The 888-nt window shown below is 59.7% G+C and carries 1 pseudogene; it reads left to right on the top strand.

Annotated elements, in window-relative coordinates:
* Positions 1–39 precede the first annotated feature (39 nt).
* Positions 40–888 (top strand): annotated as a pseudogene (locus ASD32_RS19890) (hypothetical protein); the annotation flags it as partial.

The raw sequence follows: 888 nt of genomic DNA on the forward strand, positions 1-888 counted from the left end.
TTGGAGGCGCTGACGACGCGGGTATCGGATGCCGAGGGTGTGAACAGCAGCCAGGCCACGGCTATCACAAACCTGAACACTGCCGTTGCGGGAAAGGCTGCAGCCTCTGCGGTGGCTTTGCTCGATACCCGTGTGCAGAACATCAACGATGTCGTTGACGCTCACTCTAATGCGATCACGAGCCTGCAGACTGATATCACGGGCAAGGCGAGTGCGTCGGCTCTGCAGGCACTGCAGACGACGGTTTCCGACCATGGCTCCGTGCTTTCGAGCCAGGCGACAGCACTCACCAACGTGCAAGCGAGCCTTGGAGGAAAGGCGGATCAAGGCGCGGTCAATGCCGCCTTGGCCGACAAGACCAATGTCTCAACGACGAATGAACTGATCGGATACGTCAATTCTGTAAACGGTATCGTTGGCTCGCACAGTGGAGCCATCACAACCCTGCAGAATTCGGTCAGTGGAAAGGCTGATGTTTCTGCGCTCAATGCCCTTTCCACGACCGTGAACCAGCAGGGTGGTCAGATCACCGCCAATGCAGACGCCTTGACGGCTCTCTCTGCCACGGTAGGCGATACTACGGCCGGCACCACGTTCCGGATGTCGGCGGTATCGGGGCCGAGCGGGTATGCCCGGATTGGAATGCAGGCGCGCGCGGGGACCGGCGAGGGTTTTCGGGCGGCGGGTCTGTATATCGATGTCCCGATTAATTCCGCACTGCCGACGCTGCTGGTGCTTCAGGCGGATCGTTTTGGCTTTTCCACCAACGGCGGGACGCAGATTCCGTTCGCGGTGGATGGGTCCGGGGCATATCTGCAGTCGGCCTTCATCCGCAACATCACGACGGCGAAAATCACGTTCCTTGATGGCAGCGTGCAGGAATCTGCA

Origin of the sequence: Rhizobium sp. Root483D2, assembly GCF_001426685.1 — a bacterium.
Taxonomy (GTDB): domain Bacteria; phylum Pseudomonadota; class Alphaproteobacteria; order Rhizobiales; family Rhizobiaceae; genus Pararhizobium; species Pararhizobium qamdonense.